Source organism: Streptomyces wedmorensis (assembly GCF_000716445.1).
Taxonomy (GTDB): domain Bacteria; phylum Actinomycetota; class Actinomycetes; order Streptomycetales; family Streptomycetaceae; genus Streptomyces; species Streptomyces wedmorensis.
The window spans coordinates 1-13,675 of record NZ_JNWK01000103.1; the positions used below are offsets into that span (position 1 = coordinate 1).

Consider the following 13,675-nt stretch of genomic DNA (forward strand, 5'->3'; position numbering starts at 1 on the left):
ACGACATCGCCCGCGACCTGACTATCTGGATGGCCGCCCGCGACTTCCCCGGACGGCCAACCAGGCAGGTCAGCGAGTTCTAAAACACGGCCTAGACGTACCGGTGCGGGATCATCCCCGCAGGCGCGGGGAGCAGAGGACCTTGGCGGCGGCGGCGTTGTTGAAGGGGGGATCATCCCCGCAGGCGCGGGGAGCAGCAGGGATACCCATACCGCGAGGCTCTGGCGTCGGGATCATCCCCGCAGGCGCGGGGAGCAGGCCGTTCATGAGGGAGGCCAGGAATTCGGCCTGGGATCATCCCCGCAGGCGCGGGGAGCAGGTCGATGCCGAGGACGGGCCGGATGCCGTGCTGGGATCATCCCCGCAGGCGCGGGGAGCAGACTGCGTGACCTGCGATTTTACGACGCCCCCAACCCGTTCCACACCACTTTCACCGAAACCGACAAACCGCTCACCACCCCCTCCCCCGCACAACCAGGAGCCATCCCCCCGGGCGCAGGGAGCAGTTCGGTCTTGGGTCCGAGGGTGACCTCGGCCAGGGACCACCCCGCGAGTGCGTGGAGCAGACTGTGTGACCTGCGGCTTTACGGTGCACCAAATCTGTTCCGCACCACTTTCACCGAAACCCCCAAACCGGTCAAAACTCTCAACTCGACCCGTACACACAAAGAGCAGTGGCTTTGCGCCGGCCTCCGCCTGTCACTCCTCGCCGGAGAAGCGTTCCCACGCAGACTGACGAGTGATGCCGAAGGTCTCGCCGATCCGCGTCCAGGTCACCCCACGTCGCCGCAGTTCCTGAACCCACAGGCGCAGCTCAGCCTCGGCTCGGTCGATTTCCGCGGCGACACGAGGGAGATGATTCAAGATCTCTTCGTCCGTCATGGAGACCCAGGCGCGGATACCCTGCGCCGAAGGCTCCCCGATCGTCCCGGCAACGATCCGCTCCGCCAGTGCCACGCACTCGCCGCAGATGTAGACACCGGGTCCCGAGACCAGCTTGCCGACCTCGGAGCCCGGCTTCCCGCAGAAGGAGCAGTGGGTGGGGTCCTCGGACTGTGCAGTGACTGACATGACAACCTTCCCGTTCTGTCAGGGTTCCCCTGACAGAATATGGACGTCAGGGGAACCCTGACAAGACAGTCACCCGGCTCACACCCCGGCCGCTACAACCCCTAAAAAATGAAGGAGATCACCCCCGGAAGAGCAAAAACCACCCCCACACAAACAGGGAACAGGCCGAGTTCCTTCTTCTCCCACTCGGTCTGCGGGAACCACCCCCGCGCGTGCGGGGAGCAGCGGAGGCTGCTCAGGTAGGCGTCGAAGAGCCGGGGACCATCCCCGCGCGGGGAGCAGGGTGACACTCTCGCCCGGTCCATCCAGGCGATGGGGCCATCCCCACACCAGCGGGAGGCAGTCGGTCAGGGCAGTTTCCGGATCCTCGGTGACAGGTCCAACGCCGCGAGCTGCCGGCGTCAGGGCCGCGGCCGCGGGGGCACGCTCCGCTGTCAGCAGTGTGCTTGGAGCCGGACGGAGAAGTGAGTCATGCCGGTGGCGAGTGTTTAGGACGGGCGGGGGCGAGTAGGCGGGGGGCAAGACCAATCCGGTTGCTTCACGAGGAGGTCCCGATGTCGGGCACGGAGAAGAGCAAGGCCCATACCGAGCAGGCCAAGGGCAAGGTCAAGGAGACCGTAGGCCGCGCCGTCGGCAACGAGCGCATGGCCGCCGAAGGCCGCGCCGACCAGACCAAGGGCCACGCACGCCAGGCCAAGGAAGACATCAAGGACACCTTCCGGCATTAAGCCACCCCACACCCCACATCCCGTAGGGCCCCGGCCACTCCCCCGGTCGGGGCCCTACGGGTTTTCAGAGCGTGTCGGCGCGCCGTGACGTGAAGAAGTCTCCGAATGCAGCGCCGGCCAAGTAGCGGGGGGACAGGATGTGAACCTGTGTGGCCAGGTTGGGACCATCCCCGCGCGTACGAGGAGCAGTCGGCCTCCTTGTCGATCTGTCCTTGGACCGAGGGACCATCCCCGGGCGAGCGAGGAGCAGCACTTCCCGTGGGCCACGCCTGAGGACGTGACGGGACCATCCCCGCGCGTGCGGGGAGCAGCCGGCCAGGACGTTCAGCAGGCCCGACTTGCCGGGACCATCCCCGCGCGTGCGGGGAGCAGCTGGGCGGGTTTGTCGAACGCCTTGACCCTGGGGACCATCCCCGCGCGTGCGGGGAGCAGCGGACCCGCAGTTTGCCCGGGGCGTCTGCGTTGGGACCATCCCCGCGCGTGCGGGGAGCAGGTCCGCGATCCTCGCCTATCAGGCACCGGGGAGGGACCATCCCCGCGCGTGCGGGGAGCAGTCGGCGTCGTCCTCGCGGAACTCGGTGTCGTAGGGACCATCCCCGCGCGTGCGGGGAGCAGGCGGTGGAGCTGGAGTGGTACCTGCCGGTCGCGGGACCATCCCCGCGCGTGCGGGGAGCAGCCGTCCGGGTCGCATCCGGGCGGCCCTTTCGCGGAACCATCCCCGCGCGTGCGGGGAGCAGCTCGAACTGAACCGCGTCGAGTACGACTCGCGGGGACCATCCCCGCGCGTGCGGGGAGCAGTACCGGCTGTACGTGGACGGCACCACGATGTGGGGACCATCCCCGCGCGTGCGGGGAGCAGCGGGCATGCGAATCAAGATCTTGAGCCTTGTGGGGACCATCCCCGCGCGTGCGGGGAGCAGTTCTTCGTGATCTTGTGTTGGAGGATCTGGTAGGGACCATCCCCGCGCGTGCGGGGAGCAGTCACCGGGGGCCACGCCCAACTCGCTCCGCTCGGGACCATCCCCGCGCGTGCGGGGAGCAGCGACGCCAGGGCCCGCTTGCCCTTCTCGCCGAGGGACCATCCCCGCGCGTGCGGGGAGCAGCGTTGCGTTACGGACGGCGCTGGCCGAGGCTGGGGACCATCCCCGCGCGTGCGGGGAGCAGGAGAGGCGCTTTCATGTCGCTGCGTCCTGTGAGGGACCATCCCCGCGCGTGCGGGGAGCAGGCCGTAGCCGACCACGGGGTTGGACTCGAACCGGGACCATCCCCGCGCGTGCGGGGAGCAGTGGCCACCCCGCGAACGGAACCACCAGTGATCGGGACCATCCCCGCGCGTGCGGGGAGCAGAGTTCGAGGGTGGAGCGGACGTCCCAGGTAGCGGGACCATCCCCGCGCGTGCGGGGAGCAGAGCCACATGAACTCGCCGAGCGTCCGGTCCTCGGGACCATCCCCGCGCGTGCGGGGAGCAGCTTCAGCTAGCTTGCTCCTGCGGTCGCCGATTGGGACCATCCCCGCGCGTGCGGGGAGCAGACGTGGCCGAGATCCTTCAGGGCGACGTCAACGGGACCATCCCCGCGCGTGCGGGGAGCAGTTCGTCGCGTTCAGCGGCATGGGGGTGCCGTTGGGACCATCCCCGCGCGTGCGGGGAGCAGTCTGGATGACCTGCTGTTTTACCGCACGAGCACCCCCGCCGGAACCACTTTCACCGAAACGAATAAACCAGACATAACCCACCCTCACCTGGCCCCAACCTCACAGGCACGAGCGCAGAACGCATCAACAGAACCTTCACTCGCCTGGTCCGCACCTCTCCCCTACCGATCGGCAGGCGTGCCTCGACACCTCCTGACAGCCCCGCGGGAGCTAGAGCGATTGATGTACCAGGTGAGGTTGAACTTCGGGGCGGGGCCGTCCCTGCTGGAGCGGGCGCAGTCTGTGCCCCTCTGTGAGTGCTTACCTGCGTCCGAATCTGCGTCGCTTGGAGGCGTTGCTCCAACCGGGCTTGCCCTGTGTGCTGCTCGCCGGCCCAGAACCGGCGCCGCCTTCTGTGGGGCGGTGGATGAGGGTCAGGCCCTCGTGGTCGACGGGGTTCCAGGCGTGGTCGAAGGTGCGGAAGGTGTATCCCTGCTCGTTGTTGGTCGTGTGGGCGAGCAGTGCTCTGCCCTGCCCGGCGTACTGCTGAACCTCGTTCCACAGGACGTCACGGATCCTCGCTGAGGGGTTTCCGATGAAGACGCCGGCGGAGATCTCCAGAAGCCAGCGGGTCAGGAACCCTCTGAGGCCCGCCGGGCAGTTGGTCAGAACGATCACGGTCACCAGGTCAGCGCCATCTCTTCAAGGCCGCTTCCCTCTCCGCCGCCGTCGCCGTCACCGTGGTTCCAGCCGGCCGGCACCCGCCCACCACGGTCGCTTTGCAGCATGACGATGTCCCGGGCACCTTCCAGATCGATCTCCCCGGTCTCGTCCGGCCCCAGGAGGAGCCGCTTGATGTCGCCGACGCAGCGGTCCAGCAAGGACGTGTCGTGGATGCGATCACGAAGGGCCCTGCGCGTACGGGAGCCGACGTCTTCCTCCCCTTCGGCTGCGATCTCGAAGGCCACAGGGATGCCGATGTCCGTCTTGTAGAGGTCGGCCACGTCCAGGACGAAGGAGAGCTCGTGGCCGGAATGGACGAAGCCGAGCGCCGGACTGCATCCCAGGGACGTGACCACGGCATGAGCGACGCCGTACATGCACTGTGCCGCTGCCGTGATCGCCTGGTTGACCGCATCGCCCGCGGTGAAGTCGCCAGGAACGTACCTGCGACCGCGCCACGGCACTCCCGTCCGGGCGGACTGTGCGCGGTAGCACTTCTTCACACGGTCGCCCTCGCGGCCGAGGAGTTCACGGCGGGTCGCTCCGCTGGGGTCCTCGTCAGGGAATCTCAACCGGTACATGGCACGCGCGACAGCGAGCCGCGAGCGGGCATTGGCCCACTGGATGGCCTGGGACTCGGCCAAAGCGGAGGAGCGGCTCAGTGCGCGCCCGCTGGCGTAGTACCGCACTCCCTGCTCCCCCACCCAGACCACGGCCGCGCCGGTTTCCCCCAGGACGCTCATCGCCTGGTGGGTGACGCGGGTGCCGGGTCCGAGCAGCAGGGTGCCGATCGTCGCCGAGGGGATGTGGGTGACGCCGTCCGCGTCGGTGGCGGTGATGGCGTTGGCGTCCCGGTGCACCGTGCAGCGCTCGAGGTAGACGAAGGACATGCGCTCGCTGACGCGGGTCAGCTCTCGTGGGGAGAGCGCCCCGCGTTGTGAGACGGTCGTCAACGCACCGCTCCTTGTGTGAGGGGTGCCAGCGTCATCAGGCCGCATCCGTAGGCCTTGGCCTTGCCAAGTCCTTGTGTGAGGGTTCGGCGCATCAGAGCGGGATCGGTGACCTCGAGCCGTCCGTCGAAGGTGACCGTGACGAGGGTGACGGGCTTGCCGCGCCTGGCGCCGGTGGGCCGGGATTTTTCGAAGGCGTGGGAGCGGTGGTCGCGGACCGTGACTTCGTAGCGGTCGCCGTGGTGCTCGCGCCCCTGGTGGGTGGTTCCGCCCGGCAGCAGCCGCTTGTCCTTGGGTTTTTCGAGGATGCGGAACCCGCCGCGCTCCTGCCGTCCTTCGTCCAGCAGCCAGCCGATCTGGTGGTACGCGGTCAGGTGGGCCGTGCGCTTGCGCGGCTCATCGTCCGTGCGGCGGATGTGGTGCACCGGGTTGGCCGTCAGACGGAACCCCCACTGGCCTCCTTCCACCAGGCGGTCCAGGAGCGGGGTGTAGGAGCGGGTCTGCCAGCCGGGGCCGTCGACCATGGCGGTCGGCCAGCCAGCCTGTTCGACCAGGTGCGTGAGGTCGGGGGCGTCGGGACTGACGAGGAAGAGGAAGACCTCGCCCGGTGCGTTGTGGTCCAGGCGCCAGAGCACCCGGGGGGCGTTGGGGGCCGGCTGGTCGGTGGGCAGCAGTTGGGGGAACGATGCCATCACGGCGGCATGCATGATCTGCCGTGAGGACAAAAGGCGGCGGGCACCGGTGCGGGCGGCGTTGAGCCGGAAGCGGGTCAGGTACATCAGTCGCTCATTTCCGCCACGGCGGCCATCGGATCGTGCTGGTGGGGCACGCGCGGGTTCGAGACCGGGCGCGAGCGCTGGTCCGGGTTGGCGGGCACTCGCGGATTGGGGTGCGCGTGGGGGTTGGGCGCCTCGACCTCGCGTCGCACCGTGGCGCGAAGGGCGTGGCGCCGGTGTTCGGCGGCGAAACTCACGGGCTGGTCACGGGTGAGGTCCGCAGCCAGGTCGTCCGCCGACGTCTCGTAGAGGGCGGCGAGTGGCACCGTGGGCTTGTTGCTCTGGCGCCTGGCATACCACCGGGATGCCTGCCACGGCTCCGTGCTCAGGGCTTCGTGCAGGCCGCTGTTCGGGTGGAGGCCCAGTTCCACAGGGTGGGCCGGAGGGCAGGAGCGTCGTCCGAGGAACGGCGGATACACCGGTGCTTTCAACGCGGTGTGCAGGTCGGCGAGGAGGTCGTGGTCTCCCTCGAGTGCGGCGACGAACACGGCGTCGGCGAGGTAGAACCGTTCGGACAGCGGCATCGCCTTGTCGGTGTCGGCGTGGTGGGCGGTCTGGAAGTCCCGGAGTCGGGTGCCGGGCTGGTCGATCCGCACGGCGAAGCGCAGGGCCGCCAGGGGCGCCAGCCACTCGTCGTCGCCCCGCTGGATGCCTTTCGCTGCGGCGAGGAGGCCGATGACGCCGCTTTTGGTCGGGGCGGACTCGGTGGTGCGGCGGGCGAACCGGGCCGCGGCCCCCCACGACTGCAGGGGGCCGGCGAGCCTGAGGGTCAGCACACTCATGCGGGCGTCTCCAGGTGCTCCGCGACGGCCTGGCCGACGGCCGCGACCAGCTCGCTCAGCGTCCGGGTCTCGGTGCCGATGCCGCTGAGCTGCTGGGTGTTGGGGCCGATGCGCAGGACCCAGGTGAGGGTCGTGGCGTCGTCGCCGTATGCCGTCTCGACGTCCGGGATGTATTCGGCCAGGCGCTCGACGGCTTTGCGGAGGTGGCCGCCTTGGCCGCTGGGCACCGGGTCCTCGAAGGCGGAGACGAAGCTGAAGGGGCGGGTGGTGCGGAGCTTGACGATCACGGCGTCGGGCAGGGTGTGGTTGCCGAAGGTGTTGATCTTGCCTTGGGGCAGGGAGTGGATGAACCCGTTGACGAAGGCTTCGACGGCCCGGCGGACCGGTGTCGTGCGCGGCTCGTCCTCCTGCAGTCCCTGCCCGAGGTTCTCGGCCAGCTGGTGGACGCCCAGGGCGGCGTAGCGGTACAGGGTGGCGGAGTTGAACTCGACGGTGCCGATCATGCCGGCGCCGGGCTCGTCCTCCTCGTTCCTGTCGTCGACGGCCGTGAAGTAGTCCGACTCGTTGTCGACCTTGTGGACGCTGATGGCGTGGGCGACCTGCACGGCGGCGTCGACGTTGATGTCGGTGACGTCGGCGACCATCCGGCCGAAGAGCGCGATGTCGACGGAGTGGCGGGTGTCGGCCAGCCGCTTGGCCCGGGCCTTGTTCTCCTTGTCCTTGAAGAAGGCCTTGGCGTCGGCGGCGCCCTCCACGGCAAGTCCGGCCAGGCCGTCCAGCTGGCGGGAGCTGAGGAAGAGCAGGTACTTGGCCTCGGGCAGCGGGTTGAGCCCGCCGTTCTTCGCGGCGTTGTCCGCCTTGCGCTTGGGCACCGCGATCTGCAGACCGGCGGCCTGGACGACGTCGGCGGCGAGTGCTTCCGCCTGCTCGCCCTTGAGGGAGGTCTCCAGGGACCCGATCCTGTCGGCGAGTACCTCGACGATCTTCTTGGTACGGACACCGAGCTCGCCGGGGTCCAGCAGCTGCTTGTCCTCGAAGTACTCCCGGGTCGCGCGCTTCCAGGCCTGGCTGGATACGCGGGCGCGCGGCACTCCTCCGTAGACGGCGGTCTTGGGGGCGCCGGTGTCGTCCCGGTTGAGGTTGCTCGGCGGGACGGTCTGCAGCGCGTGTACGTCCAGGAAGAGCTGGTTCACGAAACGTCCTTGTCAGTGGGGTCGAGAGTGGTACGGGGGCGGTGCGATCGGCGGTGGCGGCGCTCAGGCACCTGCCTGCGGCTCCTGCGCCGTCTTGTCGTCTTTCTCGCGCCAGGCGTGGAAGGAGCGGCCCCAGGCGGTGCGGACCGCGTCCGTGCCACCGGGCCACTGCCACTGGTAGAGCTGGCCGGCGAGCAGGGCGTAGTCCAGGGGCGCGTCTGCCCGGCGCAGAAGCAGGACGATGTCGCGCAGTCGCTGGGCAAGAGTGGGCAGGTCGGATGCCTTTCCTGCCCGTACGAGGCGCTTGAGCAGCGCGTCGTCGATCTCACTGGCCGGCATCAGGCGCCGCACCGCGGAGCCCAGGCCCCGGGGCGAGCCGTTCTTGTTCAGCTGGTGTACGCCTGTGCTGCGTGACTGCTGGTGCAGAGCCCAGAGGGTGAAGGCCATGAGCAGGGCTTCTTCGGCCCGCTCCAGCTCCGCTTCGCTCAGGGGGCGTCCGTCGGCACGAGCCTGTTGCAGTGCGTCGAGGTCGACCAGGTCCCACAGGTCGAACACCTGTGCCGCGGTCTTGCCTGCTTCGCGGCTGAGCCGGGCGCGGGCGGCGACGGCCTTGGCCTGGTCGGTGGTGTAGCCGCGCTGCCAAGCGCCGATGCGCTGGTGGGCGAGGTCGGAGACCAGCTTGTGCACCGGTACCAGGGCCGTTGTGGTGGTCATGATGCATGCACCTCTGAATAGATCTCCTGCGCCGCGGCCGGGTCGGACGGGCTGTCGGACGGGGAGGACTGGCCCAGGCACGTGCGCAGGCGTGCGGTGAACCATCGTTCGGCCAGGGCGGAGTTGAGCCAGAGGCTGCCGTGTTTGGAGGCAACGGTGCGGCCTGTCCAGGCGAGGTCTCCCGCGTCGGCGACCAGCTGTCTGCCGAGCCGCAGGACGATCCCGTACGCCGTCTGTTGCCATACGGCACGCTGCTCGTGGGGGTCGTCGGCCGAGCCCAGGGCGGCGAGCCACGTCCGGTAGGGGCCCTCGAGCTCGCCGAAGGCGCGGTCCCGTGCGACGTCACGGCGGCCCTCGTTCTCCGAGCCTGCGGCACGTTCCAGGTCGGTCGCGAGGTCGCCGAGCGTCTTGACCGCTTCGTCGGCGTCGCCGGCCGCGTCGATCGCCTGCTGTGCGTACTCGCGGTCCTGCTGGTCCAGGAGGACCACGTCCATCGTCAGATGGTCGTCGACGACTTCGTCGACGACGGACTGCTGTGTGCCGTAGACGGTGGCGATGGTCCTGGCCCGCACGAGGAAGCCGCGGCGCAGTTTCCGGCTCGTGACGAGGCGGGCGACCCATTCGAGGACGCCCGGTCGCAGGGACAGCAGGACACCGTCAGCGCCCTTTGTCGCCTGGTGGCGGTCGGCCACCAGGGAGGCGACACCCCGCCACGCCGAACGCGCGGGATCGTGCTCGCGCGGCAGGTAGATGGGGGCCTTGCTGCCGTGCTTCTTTTCCTGTGCCTGGCTGCGACGCCAGGCCGTCATCGGCTCGTGCGGGTGCATATCGCGCGCAGGGAGCGGATCACCATAGCCCAGGACAACTCCGTGCACGCCGTCGGTATCGGCGTGCAGCCGCAGGCGGCGGCTCTGCCATGTGTACAGGTCACGTGGCCCGGTCACGGTCCGCTGCGCGCCCCCGGGCCCGGTCGGCTCCCGTCGCCACGCCGGCCGGTCGTCCGTAGCGGACACGAGACCCGGGGTGTCTGCGGCGATGAGGTTGAGCAGTAGGGTCTCGCGCAGGTCGCCGCCTTCGACGAACACTCCGCCGAGGTTCCCGGCCCAGCCCACGCCCAGGGGGTAGACCTTTCCGCCCTTGGCGCGCTCGTCGCCGACCACACCGCTCTTGATGCCGGAAGTGTCATACGCGTGGGCGTGCACCACCCACCTGGCGGCTTCTGCGAAGCTCAGCCGTTCGACACCCGGGGGGCGTGCGGAGAAGAACGGCTCGCCGTTGGGCACGTCGGCCACGATCCTGTTGAGCGAGGAGATTTCATCCTTCGCTGTTCTGAGCCCGGCGGTCTGGAAGAACGGCGCCTGAGCGTCGAGCAGGTCGAACGATCCCCGGTGGAAGTCGAGATAGTCCCCCACGGGCGCGAAGCAGTCCTTGTCGTTCCACAGCCGCGCCCAGTGCTCGATGTCCTTCGGACCGTCCAGGGCGTCATGGGCGAGGGCGAGGAGGAGCCGTGTCAGGGCGAACTCCTGCGTGGGCAGATCGCCCGCGATCCTGCGGATACCAGCCGCGCGCGCAAAGACCTCACGTAACGAAAGTTCGTCCTCCTGCCCGTCTCGTTGGAGCACTCTGATCCACGGGCGGTCCGTCAGGTCGAACGACAACGGGCCTGCGCCCGCCTGGCTCGTCCCACTGGTCTCAGACACGGGTCACCTCAAGTCCCTCCGTCTTGGAGTACCGGAGCGAGAAGCCTGCCAGCTGGGTCTGACACTCCTCGTCCAGAGCGAGAATCAGCTGGCCGGCGAGCCAGGGACTGTCCTTCGACTGCCAGGCCGGTACATACAGTTCCTCAAGCTCAGCGATGGCCCGGCTCATCACTTCCTGGTACGAGAACTGCACGGGCAACCGCAGTCCGCATGCCGCCGCCGTACGCGCGGCCCGCCGTTGCGGTACCTGGTCCCACGGCAGTTCCAGCCCGCCCCGCTGTCTGCCTCGCCGGTCCTCGCCAAGCCAGGGCACGGTCGTCATCGTCCCGTCAGCGCGCCGCTGCACGACCAGGACCTCGAGGCCGTCACGGGTATCGCGGACCTGCGCCCGCCCCTCAGGGGTGTCATCCGCATCGCCCACGCCCGCGGCCACCCATCCGATGAGCGGCTCCCCGGCCTTGCGCACATCGTCCAGCCGGTAGGTCGCCGCTCGCCTGGCCTGGTCGGCGCAGTGCTCCTCGTGCCCGGCCCGGGCCTCGTCCATCGCCCCGGCCCATCCCTCGGGCGGGATCTGCCCGCCGGCGTAGGCGCCCTGCACGAGCGGGCTGATGTCCTGCGGCAGCCGCACGGGAGCAGGATCCGCCCCTTCGAGATGCGGGAGCAGGACGGCGGCCGAACGCAGCAGCAGGTACTTTCCGTACACGGTGGCCGAGCCCCGCACCGGCTCAGGCACGGTCCTCGTCCAGTCGGCTCCGGTCACCAGGCACCGCGGCTCGCGCAGACCAGCGGGACGCTCCGTCTGACCTTCGCCGCGCGGGTGGCGGTGCAGGCGTCCCATGCGCTGAAGCAGCAGGTCCACCGGACACAGGTCGGTGACCAGGAGGTCGAAGTCCACATCGAGGGATTGCTCGGCGACCTGGCTCGCGACCACGATGTGCCGGCCCCGGGGGCGGCCGGTCGCCTCTCCGGGCGGTCCGAACCGCCGCAGGAGTTCCTTGTCGTTGGCCGCACGGTCCAGGTCGAGGAAACGGGCGTGCGCCACGGTGACGTCGTCGTCGCCGAACCGCTCCCGCAGCACGCGTGCCGTCTCCAGTACCCGGCTCACGGTGTTGCGCACCACCAGCGCGCACCCGCCGTCGCGCAACTCCTCATCCAGTCTGTCCGTAAGGACCTCGGGATCGTCGTCGAGGCGTTCCAGCCGTACCTGGACACCGCGGCCCGACGCCCCGGGACACCGCACGAGCGGGGTTCCGCCCGGCGCGACCGCCGTCAGCAGCGGGTAGGCTCCCGCCGAGGCGACAGCGTCGAACGCCTCCCGTTCCGTGACACCGCCTACACCCGCACGCGCGTAGGCCTCGACGAGCTGGCGGCGGCGGGCTGCGGGAAGAGTCGCCGACAAGATGACCACCGGCACCCGGTAGGCGCCCAGCCACGACAGGACCCGGTCGAGATACGCGCCCATATACGTGTCGTAGGCGTGTGCCTCGTCGATGACGACGACCTTGCCCGCGAGCGCCAGGTGCCTGAGCGCCAGGTGCTTGCTCTTGAGCCCGGCGAACAGCAGCTGGTCCACGGTCCCGGCCACGAAGGAGGACAGCATCGCCTTCTTCCGGCCCCTCAGCCACACGTGGGCGACGAGTTCCGCCAGCGCCTCGCGGACCCCCGTAGCCGGCCGCTGAGGCTGCGGCTCGGCGTCCAGGTCGACGGCGGCGACCTTCCCGGCCCCCTTCATCAGGTCGGTGTACTCCTCGTTCAGCGCGGCCTTGGAGTGGGCGAGCAGCACCGAGTGACGCCGGCCCTCCAGGGACGGCAGCTTCTTCAGCCATTTCAGCAGCCGGGGGAACATCGCGTTGCCGGTGGCCATGGTCGGCAGGGCGAAGAACACTCCCCCGGCCCCGGACCGGGCGGCGAAGACCTCCGCCACGGCCAGCGCGGCCTCCGTCTTCCCCTCCCCCATCGGCGCCTCGATCACCATCAGCCCCGGCGCCGTCATCGACCTGGCCAGCTCGACCGCGGCCGCCTGCACAGGACGCACCCGCGCGCCCTTGGGCAGGGCGAACCTGGAGCCGAACAACTCCTGCACGTCCGCGGGCGGCTCCGCCGGCTGCCACGGCGCCGGCAGGTCCAGCCCCCGCCACGCGGCCGCCGCACGCTCGGCACTGCTGCGCGGCACATCCTGCGGGTAGTACGGGAACAGCTCCGGGTTGCTCGCGATCCAGTCCGCGACGATCACCAGCGCGGTCACAAGCACCTGCACCGGCTGCGGCAGCCGCACCTCCCGCCACTGCCCGAGCCTGTCGCGCACTCCGAACTCCTCGGCACACGCCTCCAAAAGCTCGCTCTGCACCCGCCGCCACAGCGGCCGGCTCGCCCCCGCCGAGCGCAGCAGGTGCCCGCGGTTGTCCAACGCGCTGATCTGCCCGTGCTCGGGCGGCACGCCGTGGTGCCCGCCCACGACGACCGAGAACTGATCACATTGTTCCGGCGCCCAGCCACAGGCCTCCTCCAGCCACTCCCCCAGCAGCACCTGGCTGGCCAAAGCGTGCGGCGCCATCCTGCGATCGGCACCCATCTCCCGCAGCGACCGCATCGACAGGCCCACATCCCGCATCCGGTCGGCCAACGCCTCCACCTGACAGGCGAACGCGGGCGTGGCCTTCCCGATGTCATGCACCGCGGCCAGCCACCTCACCAGCCGCCGCCCGTCCACCTCACCCCCCGGCAAGACCTCAGCGATCAGCCGCCGGACCTGCGCGGGAACCCACTCGTCCCACAGCAACCCCGCCACAGCCGCACTGTCGTCCATGTGCTGCCACAACGGCAGCCACCCATCCGAATCCCGGTCGTACTTCCCCCACAACACCAGCACCGGACCATCAAGCCTGCACCGAAGGCCTAACCGGCCCTCCCCCACACGCGCCATGCCAGATAAATACACCCCGACACAGACACCAAAGACCCGAACACCACAAGATCCAGAGCTCTCCACGAACTTACGCAGAACAGACCCCGAGCAGGCAAACGACCGCGTAATGTGACGAACATTTAAGCCCCCCCTGAACCCCACAACAGGCGAAAGACCATCCCACAGGCAACAGGCAACAGGGAACAGATCCACACGGCCCGAGGTCTCCACCTCCGGGCCAGGACCATCCCTGGGGGTGCGGGGAACAGGGCGGCGGCCGGTCTTCCAGAGCGCGCGCCTCGGGACCATCCCCGCGGGTGCGGGAAGCAGGAGCCGACGACCATGAGGTGTCGGATCACGTCGGGGCCATCCCCGCGGGCGCGGGGAGCAGGTCGCCAGGCCGATCGCGTTCATCCGGGTCCAGGGACCATCCCCGCGGGTGCGGGGAGCAGACTCGACACCTGCCAGGTTAGGAGGCAGGGCCGGGACCATCCCCGCGGG

The 13,675-nt window shown here is 69.5% G+C and carries 10 protein-coding genes and 2 CRISPR repeat arrays; of the genes, 1 reads left to right on the forward strand and 9 read right to left on the reverse strand.

Annotated features, from left to right (window positions below):
* The first annotated feature begins 107 nt into the window (after positions 1-107).
* Positions 108-380: a CRISPR direct-repeat array (repeat unit 29 nt; unit sequence GGGATCATCCCCGCAGGCGCGGGGAGCAG).
* A 319-nt stretch (positions 381-699) separates the two neighbouring features.
* Entirely contained in the window at positions 700-1,071 is a 372-nt protein-coding gene (locus OO54_RS39755) for a ClpX C4-type zinc finger protein (RefSeq protein ID WP_033212342.1), read from the reverse strand.
* A 554-nt stretch (positions 1,072-1,625) separates the two neighbouring features.
* Between OO54_RS39755 and OO54_RS44620 the strand changes: the two genes are divergently transcribed.
* On the forward strand, positions 1,626-1,799 hold the full coding sequence (locus tag OO54_RS44620) for a CsbD family protein (RefSeq protein ID WP_078905605.1): 174 nt from the start codon (positions 1,626-1,628) through the stop codon (positions 1,797-1,799).
* A 160-nt stretch (positions 1,800-1,959) separates the two neighbouring features.
* Positions 1,960-3,451: direct repeats of the CRISPR family, unit length 29 nt; unit sequence GGGACCATCCCCGCGCGTGCGGGGAGCAG.
* Between the two features lie 301 nt (positions 3,452-3,752).
* On the opposite strand, the gene cas2e is transcribed toward OO54_RS44620, so the two are convergent.
* The 8 genes from cas2e to OO54_RS39800 form a co-directional block, all read right to left on the reverse strand.
* Positions 3,753-4,115: a type I-E CRISPR-associated endoribonuclease Cas2e gene (cas2e, locus tag OO54_RS39765; protein WP_033212345.1), complete on the reverse strand. Its 363-nt coding sequence runs from the start codon at positions 4,113-4,115 to the stop codon at positions 3,753-3,755.
* Complete coding sequence (gene cas1e, locus OO54_RS39770; RefSeq protein ID WP_033212346.1) at positions 4,112-5,107, reverse strand: type I-E CRISPR-associated endonuclease Cas1e; 996 nt, start codon at positions 5,105-5,107, stop codon at positions 4,112-4,114. Before cas1e ends, cas2e begins: the two co-directional genes overlap by 4 nt.
* Positions 5,104-5,883 (reverse strand): type I-E CRISPR-associated protein Cas6/Cse3/CasE, encoded by a 780-nt coding sequence (gene cas6e / locus OO54_RS39775; RefSeq protein WP_033212347.1) that lies wholly within the window; start codon positions 5,881-5,883, stop codon positions 5,104-5,106. The genes cas1e and cas6e overlap by 4 nt, the downstream gene beginning before the upstream one ends.
* Positions 5,883-6,662, reverse strand: coding sequence for a type I-E CRISPR-associated protein Cas5/CasD (gene cas5e / locus OO54_RS39780; RefSeq protein ID WP_078905606.1), 780 nt, complete (start codon positions 6,660-6,662; stop codon positions 5,883-5,885). Before cas5e ends, cas6e begins: the two co-directional genes overlap by 1 nt.
* Positions 6,659-7,855, reverse strand: coding sequence for a type I-E CRISPR-associated protein Cas7/Cse4/CasC (cas7e, locus tag OO54_RS39785; protein ID WP_033212349.1), 1,197 nt, complete (start codon positions 7,853-7,855; stop codon positions 6,659-6,661). The genes cas5e and cas7e overlap by 4 nt, the downstream gene beginning before the upstream one ends.
* Before the next feature lie 63 nt (positions 7,856-7,918).
* A complete protein-coding gene (gene casB, locus OO54_RS39790) occupies positions 7,919-8,569 on the reverse strand; it encodes a type I-E CRISPR-associated protein Cse2/CasB (RefSeq protein ID WP_051787851.1) in 651 nt (216 codons plus the stop codon).
* Positions 8,566-10,269, reverse strand: coding sequence for a type I-E CRISPR-associated protein Cse1/CasA (gene casA, locus OO54_RS39795; protein ID WP_051787852.1), 1,704 nt, complete (start codon positions 10,267-10,269; stop codon positions 8,566-8,568). The genes casB and casA overlap by 4 nt, the downstream gene beginning before the upstream one ends.
* Positions 10,262-13,192, reverse strand: a complete 2,931-nt coding sequence (locus OO54_RS39800; RefSeq protein WP_033212351.1) for a CRISPR-associated helicase/endonuclease Cas3 — start codon at positions 13,190-13,192, stop codon at positions 10,262-10,264. Before OO54_RS39800 ends, casA begins: the two co-directional genes overlap by 8 nt.
* Positions 13,193-13,675: the final 483 nt, after the last annotated feature.